At 35.4% G+C, this 8,075-nt stretch carries 8 protein-coding genes; 2 read left to right on the forward strand and 6 right to left on the reverse strand.

Annotated features, from left to right (window positions below; translation table 11 throughout):
- Window positions 1-96: 96 nt before the first annotated feature.
- Window positions 97-1,020, reverse strand: a complete 924-nt coding sequence (locus F3D68_RS10635; protein WP_151194419.1) for an FUSC family protein — start codon at window positions 1,018-1,020, stop codon at window positions 97-99.
- A 205-nt stretch (window positions 1,021-1,225) separates the two neighbouring features.
- On the opposite strand from F3D68_RS10635, the gene F3D68_RS10640 reads away from it, so the two are divergent.
- Entirely contained in the window at window positions 1,226-2,674 is a 1,449-nt protein-coding gene (locus F3D68_RS10640; protein WP_151194420.1) for a transposase, read from the forward strand.
- Between the two features lie 128 nt (window positions 2,675-2,802).
- Window positions 2,803-3,126: a transposase gene (locus F3D68_RS11540; protein ID WP_191092806.1), complete on the forward strand. Its 324-nt coding sequence runs from the start codon at window positions 2,803-2,805 to the stop codon at window positions 3,124-3,126.
- Here the strand turns inward: F3D68_RS11540 and F3D68_RS10650 are convergent.
- The 5 genes from F3D68_RS10650 to F3D68_RS10670 all read right to left on the reverse strand — a co-directional run bounded on the left by F3D68_RS10650 (window position 3,015) and on the right by F3D68_RS10670 (window position 8,029).
- Window positions 3,015-3,698 (reverse strand): hypothetical protein, encoded by a 684-nt coding sequence (locus F3D68_RS10650; RefSeq protein ID WP_151194422.1) that lies wholly within the window; start codon window positions 3,696-3,698, stop codon window positions 3,015-3,017. The genes F3D68_RS11540 and F3D68_RS10650 overlap by 112 nt on opposite strands.
- A 149-nt stretch (window positions 3,699-3,847) precedes the next feature.
- A complete protein-coding gene (locus F3D68_RS10655) occupies window positions 3,848-4,222 on the reverse strand; it encodes a hypothetical protein (protein WP_151194423.1) in 375 nt (124 codons plus the stop codon).
- Window positions 4,223-4,255: 33 nt separating this feature from the next.
- Window positions 4,256-6,724, reverse strand: coding sequence for a TcfC E-set like domain-containing protein (locus tag F3D68_RS10660; RefSeq protein ID WP_151194424.1), 2,469 nt, complete (start codon window positions 6,722-6,724; stop codon window positions 4,256-4,258).
- 128 nt (window positions 6,725-6,852) lie between these two features.
- A complete protein-coding gene (locus F3D68_RS10665; protein ID WP_151194425.1) occupies window positions 6,853-7,581 on the reverse strand; it encodes a hypothetical protein in 729 nt (242 codons plus the stop codon).
- Window positions 7,582-7,687: 106 nt separating this feature from the next.
- Window positions 7,688-8,029 carry a hypothetical protein gene (locus F3D68_RS10670; RefSeq protein ID WP_151194426.1) on the reverse strand — a complete coding sequence of 114 codons (342 nt, stop codon included), beginning with the start codon at window positions 8,027-8,029 and terminating at the stop codon, window positions 7,688-7,690.
- Between the last annotated feature and the right edge of the window lie 46 nt (window positions 8,030-8,075).

Raw genomic sequence — 8,075 nt, forward strand, 5'->3', positions numbered from 1 at the left:
TCGGATGAGTAACTTGTCCTTTTTGTGCTCATAAATACGCCCTCTATTCATTTTACCTTCAACAATATATCGGAACTCGATTTCAAAAGATACTGTTTAAATTTCTTGGGGTATTATAGTCAAAAAGCATAGACTTGCTTGAGCCCCCATATAGGAAATATCTTTCCCTTGTAATTGTACGATGCTAAATAAAAATAATACCAAAAATGATACCAGAATAATCCATATCACCCCAAGACTTAACAAACCTAAAATAAATGATAGTACTAACCCGACCAAACAGCCCAAAAATCTTAAAATTGATAAATGCCTAATTTTAAATGTTTCAAATGCTGAGGTAACCGCAACAACACCAATGAGGGCTTGCTCGAACAACAATACATTTTTAAATGGAATAGCCATAATGAAAACACATAAAAAAGTAATGGCAAAAATAATCGCAAAACCCATAGATTCTTTTAGTTGTTTAATTTTATCTTTATCCGATATGGCACTTTGTTTTGGTGATTTTTTTAAAAAAGGTAATACCATAACACAAACAACAACAACGCCAATTAATGTCGTGAACGTTCTCTCAATAACCACATTAATTGCATCTGCCTTTGAAATGACGAGGTAAGGATAAAAAAACAAACCTAAAGTCACACAAAACATGATAAAAAAGTAAGTATAATCTTTAAAATAATATGCCATGGCCATACTAAAAACACAAATCAAACAAATCGATACTATAATCTCCCAAGGATGCCTAAAAATATAAATTAAAACGATAACTAATAACAAGCCAATACATGTTCCAACACAACGCATTATGCCACGCCTTAATGTCATGGTTTTATTATCTGCCATAATTCTTACACAAGCATAACCAGCCCAATAAACGTACTGTAGATGCAGTGCATATGCAATGCCTAAGGATATAAGTACACTTAGGCTCACTAAAATGCTAATTGCAAAAATATAACCATTCAATTTAATCGTTCTTAGCGCATTAAAAATATTTTCAAAATGAACTCTCACATAACACCATCATACATTATATAATTTTAGACCTGACCTGAAAGTTTCCGGAAGTATATTTTTATTATGTCTTATGCTGCCTTTTTCAATCCAAAAAGGGCATGGTTCATATCCAGTATACACATGAAGGTAACTTTTGATAGCATTTAGAGAGCCGCTTTAATTATCATTAATTTGCGAAAAACAAAAACAAACGGCTCATTATATGCAACCTAAAAGACTCACTCAAAACGCAAAGAAACAACTATTAACTGATTGCATAAAATCGGGATGTGTTACTGATATTGCCAATAAACATAACGTTACTCGCAAAACCGTGTACTCTCATATTAATAAAGTCTCTGAAGCCATAGATCAATCATTGAGTAAACCTGATGATGTCTTATTTTACATCCCCGTAATCTGGGAATATATAGCTATGATTGTTGTGCTCTTATTTATCATCTGCAAAAGCAGCGTTAGAAGCATTGTTTACTTCATAAAGTATGCTCTTGGTGTTGATGTTTCAGTTGGCAAAGTCTGTTCAATCCTTGATGAAGCAACCGTCAAAGCAAAAGAAGTTAATGACAGTTATCGCTTTGATAATTGCAAGAACAGTGCCACTGACGAGCTTTTCCATCAGGGCAATCCAGTATTAGCCGCCATCGATCTGGATTCACAGTTTTGTCTGGAGCTTCAACAAGAATACACGCGTGACCACAATGCTTGGGGATACCATTTGCTCAACATGATGGATAAAGGCTACAATCCTGATCACAACGTAATGGACGGTGGTTCTGGCATGGATAAAGCGTTCACTGAAGTTCTACCTAACGTGAAGGTTAGATATGATCATTTTCATGTTACACAAAGCATCAAAGAAGCCTCTAGATTCCTGAAGAACAAGTATGAATCTTCAGTGACTAACTGTGTAAAGCAATCAACGAAGCTTGATAAAGCTAAAACCAAACAGCAACAACGAAGCCAGGGATATCATCTCAAAAAGGCAGTCAAAGAAATGGAAAATTATGATTATATCTATAACCAGTTCTCAATTTTAACCACTTGGTTGCAATATGATGTATTGCAGCTACAAAGCTTCTCTCCAGAAGATAGAGATTCCCTGTTTGACTTTATCCTCTATGAGCTTGAAGAGCTTGCCAAAAGACACCCTCATCGTATTCAATCTATTGTCACCACATTAAAAAACAACAAAGACAAGCTACTTGATGTTGTCAATGAGCTTAATACTGAGTTTGAAAGCTTAGCAATCAATCATGATATCAGCGTTTCAGACATCTGGGATATATGTAATAACGCCAGATATAATCTCGATGGTAATCAGTATGATATTAATCTGATTAAGTTCTATGACAAACACGGAGATCGCTTTGATCATATAGAAGATGACGTGCTAAGCACCATTGCTAAAGTACATCGATCAAGCTCTTTAATCGAAACGCTTAGCAGCCGATTAAGACCTTATCTTGATCCTCGCAAAGGATTTAAAAAAGAGCGATTTGAACTCATCCAATTCGCACTTAATCACATCCCTTTAATGCGCTCTGCTAACGAAAAAATGAAAGGCAAATCAACAGCTGAGATATTTACTCAAGTTGATCATATTGACTTCATCTCTTTGTTAGGTTTTCAGCGATTTAAAAGAGTCGCATAAGTTACCTAAATTTTTAAACATCACGTGTACGAATAAAGCATACCAAAATGGGGAGAACTCGTCACGCATTGTGTTTACTAAAATACCGTTTTTCTGAACCATGCCAGAAAGTTGACTGGAGCAACTATATGAAAATTGGATTAATTGGTATTGATGAGGTTGCAATCAGAAAGGGATACAATGATTACTTAACTATTATCACCTCGAGACTCAATGATAAAGTACGTATTATTGCAGTCTTAAAAGGTCGAGAAAAAGCGACAGTTAAAGCATTCTTAAAGCAAATTCCATCGAGATTGAAGCGTACAATAGAAGGTATTTGCTGTGACATGAATGAAGGTTATATTAATGCTTCTTTGGAGGCTTTAAAGAAAGTACCTGTTATAGTAGATCGATTCCATGTTGCCAAAAAATTTAGTTTGCCAATAAAAATGCCTGTTGTATTGTCATAGCGTACAGGCATATCAGGAAGCAATTCATTCGATACACCGCTACACAAATTTTGTTTTTCACATGTTTGAAGAAACACTTTAAGTTCATTACGCACATTTTCATCTTTACTATTTATCAGTGCGCATCGCTCGTTGTTCAAATTAACATCCGTAATAAGTTGGTTGTCACAACTTAATTCAAAACTTATACCGGTAATTGATTGGTTGGTTTGAAATACAAGCACATTGTTCAGCGAACTAGACTTTATCGATTGGTAATCACCTGCTCTATTATTCACGGCTTCAAGCAACACATCCAAATGTTTCCCTTGCGAAATACTTGTAAAGCTCGCATGAAAGGGAATATCAATGGTCAAAGATTTTGCAGGATAAACAAGTTGATAGCTCAAATTAATCATCTCTTGCTCACTTTCTTGAGCCTGTATCTTTTGTATGTGAATCATCTGAGTTCTGGATACCGCTGCTGAGCTTAATTGCCAGACGCCACCCTTAAATGATTTAAGTTGATCCATTTCAATGCCAAAGTAAGCTCCTACAAACTTTTTTTGCACACTCAATGGTATTTTTTTCACAATATAATTAAAGGCGCCACAACCGACTTTTAAAGCAACCTGCAATTTATCATTGATCTGCTTGTGCCATAAAATACAGCGTTTATTATTAAACTGTACATCTATATTGCGTATGTTTTTTTCAATGCCAGAAAACTCATAAATATAACCTAGAAAATGTATGTTCGCTGTTTTTTTTGTACACCATATTCAAAAACACCTTCCAACATTGTTTGATTTAAGTTGCTTTGAGAATATTCAATTGTAGATTGTTTTTTCAAAAATGATCTATCTACCAGATAGGGTGCAGTATAATCAACGCGCCAAATAAAATATTTATTTTTTTCAAACAAATCTCTTTCATATGCCTGTAATGCTTTAGCTCCACTGATTCTATGAATGCCCTTAACATCTGGTTTGAAATGAATCGTAGTTACGGGCTGAACATCTTTGATACTTATGTTCAGAGAGAACCCATTGTGCACCATTAATATATTAATAAAGAACAAACATAAAAATTGTTGTATCAATTTCAAATTACACATTTTTCACTTCCTCAGCTAATCACTATTACAATTTTATTGTTGTGTATTGCAGCTTAATGCACCCAACCAAATAGCATTTTCACCAACATTTTCTTGCTTAGTTGCATTCAGAGAAACGCTACATAAAGCATGCTCTGCTTCGACTACAAGCACTTGATCATCCAGTGCTACTTCCAAAGTAAAGTAACCACTTTCGTCGCTGTATTCTGTCGCAACACCCGAGCTTACTTTTGCAAACTCAATAATTTCTGAATGTTTATTTATCAGCTGACCATAGACTTGAATAACTGGTGTTAACTGACGTGTACTGTAATAAATATTACCCGGATACAACGTAAACTCTTCAGAAGTCTGATCCCAAACAATACTTTCATAGCGATTACCATCTCTTAACAATTGCAGCGTATAAGACTGATACGGGCTAAGTGAAATGAAATTAACGCCTGAATGTACAGGATAAAGAGTGTCATTAATCATTAATTGCATCTGAGCCGCATCACTAGAGTCTAACTCAAAAGCAACACCTGTTGAACCACTATGACTTTCTAACAACATCAAGTTATTCGCAGCATATGCAAAGCTACCGGATAACGATGCTGATATATTTTGAGAATTTCCTTGTGTCTTAGATTCCGTCGCATATGCGCTAATATTACCAGATAAATAATCATAATTGAGCGAAACGCCTGCATTATATGAATTACTATCGTTACCATGTGCATAACCAATATCGACTGAATCAAGCCATAACATACTATCTGCTGCACTACTATAGTTTGCCCCACTAGAAAAAGTATTGCTCTTAGGTGTATATTGAGTCGACAGTCCCACTCTAGCGCCATCATCCAGGCGATAAGTAATATTAAGAGCAAAGTAGTAATCATATGTATGATAAGCATTTGGCTGAAATGCTCCACTTCCAGACCAATTCAGTCCAGTAGTGAAATCAAGCGTCAACCCATAACGGTCATAAAGGGTCTGATTATAACTGGTGTAATAGCTTGAGTTGTTATCAAAATCGTAACTTATGCCCAAATATAAACTCCCCCAATCAAGCAAGTTTAAACTGGTATTAATACCCAATAATTGACTTTTTGTTGAGAAAGGCGAGTTTTCTCTTTCACCATTATTTTGACTATAGCTTAAACTCATCGAGATTAGATTATTAAAGCTCTTGTTTACCGATAAACTTAAACCATATCCTAAATCATCATCAATGCCCGCATTGGCAATTAATGCTACATCATAAGGCAACAAAAATTCATTATCTATTTCTAAGACACTTAAACTTCCCGCCTGATAAAAGCTTGCTTTTGATAGCCAATATTTATTTAATGCTTTAGCTATGCTGCCTCCTATATAAATTTGATCAAAGTTATCACTTTGGTCAATCTTTGCAGCTAAGCCTGACCAAAGTGCGAAAGCAAACCCTAACTGATTATCTATACCGGATATGCTAAAGGGCTTTTCAATTAATTCATGATACTGCTTAACAAGTTCACTCCCTTCATAAACATCAATCCGAATTTGATAAATTCCTGAAGGAAAGGATGAAGTGTCAAGCCTTTGAACACCCGGATTTAACATTTGGATATTGATCAGTCGACCATCTTTATATACTTGCGCTGTTGAGGATCTGGCAACAAAAATATCTATAGGTCTTAATGACACATAGTTCTCTTCATTATTTATGCTTGAGTTTGAATACCAAGAAGCAGTAATAACATCTCCAGGATAGGCGTAATTCATCTGTGACAAGCCACCGGCGCCAAGCAATCCTCCGCCATAACTTAAAGCAACAGATGAACGCTCAAGATCATGAATCAATTGTAGATTATCGATCTCAAACTCGCTTTTTCCATCTGAACTACCCAAATATAAGCCACTAGATAGATGCGTGTTTTTAAAGCTAGACACATTAGTTAAAGATAAAGCATACGCATCAGCTGCTAACTCACCAAACCCTTGTGAAACATTAAGGCTATAATTAAATGATGACGATAGCGATGACACAGATGATAGCTTAACCGCAGGATTATTTGTCGATATAACGCTCTGATAACCGCTCTCTGAAAAGTCCAAAGTTAACGTTAAATTATCCAAGTCTAAAGTCGATGTTAAAACTGTTTCATCAGCGAAACAGCCAAGCTGTTTTTGCAGGTATTCATTGCAACTAATTGTATAGACTGCACTAGGAATACCCTTAGCAAAAGTCTCTGATAAATATTTTACATATTGCGACTTTATGCCCATATTCTGTAATTCTTGACCAAGGTTTACTCGATAGCCCTCTGACAATAAATATATCTTTATTTCAGTAATTGATCTGTCTTGATACATGAGCTCTACATCCACACCTTTGACTCGCATCAAGTCCATGAATTCTGTGGGAATACTTTGATCAATTGCTACTTTATTTTCGCTACCCAAGGCGTTATATGGATTGATTAGAAACCAACTTGTATACATTAAACAAATTGTTGTTTTTAAATAAAGATTCATATTCCAAAACACCTTAATGGACAAATAAAAGTCAGAGAAAAGAACTAATTTACACTCTTAATATGATCACGCCATTAACTTAATGACTTGCTACAGTACCGATAATATGCCCCCGCTATCAGTAACTATTATGAATAAGTCGCCTCAACCGTAAAAGATAAAGATCCAGTATATGAGTCCCCTTTATATTTGTTAGCAAAACCAGGAATAGTCATTTGCCCCCCTGAGTCACTTGCAGAAAATCCTATAGGAATGTAAACCGCTTTATCAGTAGGTGTTCCGCCTATAATATTGATGGTAGAACTCTCACCATTTGCAGCAAGCTCCTGATATTTATCTCCAGATACAGCTTCAAGTTGAGGAATGACTGCAGTATTCATTGTCCCATTTGGACTTACATTCTGAATAGAGAGCGCACTAGGCTGAAAAGGAACAAGCATAACTGAACCCATAGTTAAAGAAGAATTTGCCACCCCTGTCATCACATGCGGGCTTGAGGTTGCAATTTTAAATTGCGTAAAACTAGCAACAGAATTTGCATCATACACCATAATAAAAGCTCTTGCTGTATCCTTAAAATCACCAATGCCAGGCTCTGTACTCGGAGCTGTATTCTTGTATCCAAGCGAAGCCAAATCAACCATCACGATCTCTTTACCTAAATCAATTGTCATAGATGTCCCGCCTTGTGTCCCATTAACTCCACTACCATTGTATAGCGCAAATTTAATATTTGGAGATGGCATGTCTATCGTTTGAGTAGAGACAGTTGCTGAGATACCATGAGTAGTATTAGCAGCAGAAGCCATGCTAGATAACATTGCAAAACCCAAAATAAAATTAACCGATTTTTTCATATTTTTCTCCTATTGTTTGTTGATATGAAAGTTAGTATTAAATAAACTCAAGTCGAATTGTTTTTACAACATAAATAATGTTGATTTTATAAAGAGCATTCAGCTATTAACTTTGTAATTCAATACGTTGAACATCTCTTTTATCCGCTTTGACAATTGATAGCTGAAATGATTGTTGATAATTACTTACATCAATTTCTATCGATTGCTGCGGATAAACCTTTAAACGCGTAAACCCATCTTGATTTAAGCAGACACCACTTTCTTGTGACGAATCAACTTGCGCTTTACACGCCCCATTAAGCTCTAAAAATATCAAGGCATTTCCCTTGTTGGTAAAATTTAATTTTTGATTCTTAAAGCTTTTTTCATAGGTAGTGCCTGAACGGAAATAGCGATATTTTACATTTTCAGCGCAACAGATAGGCTGAAATTTGACCTTCAGCATTGTTATTTCCAGCACATTTTGATGAATCTATTACTCAATGATTAAA

The organism is Cysteiniphilum sp. JM-1 (assembly GCF_008711525.1).
Classification (GTDB): domain Bacteria; phylum Pseudomonadota; class Gammaproteobacteria; order Francisellales; family Francisellaceae; genus Caedibacter.

Coding starts and splice junctions, on each gene's coding strand:
- F3D68_RS11540 (WP_191092806.1), top strand. CDS start 2,803: ATGAAAATTGGATTAATTGGTATTGATGAGGTTGCAATCAGAAAGGGA.
- F3D68_RS10640 (WP_151194420.1), top strand. CDS start 1,226: ATGCAACCTAAAAGACTCACTCAAAACGCAAAGAAACAACTATTAACT.
- F3D68_RS10655 (WP_151194423.1), bottom strand. CDS start 4,222: ATGTGTAATTTGAAATTGATACAACAATTTTTATGTTTGTTCTTTATT.
- F3D68_RS10670 (WP_151194426.1), bottom strand. CDS start 8,029: ATGCTGAAGGTCAAATTTCAGCCTATCTGTTGCGCTGAAAATGTAAAA.
- F3D68_RS10660 (WP_151194424.1), bottom strand. CDS start 6,724: ATGAATCTTTATTTAAAAACAACAATTTGTTTAATGTATACAAGTTGG.
- F3D68_RS10665 (WP_151194425.1), bottom strand. CDS start 7,581: ATGAAAAAATCGGTTAATTTTATTTTGGGTTTTGCAATGTTATCTAGC.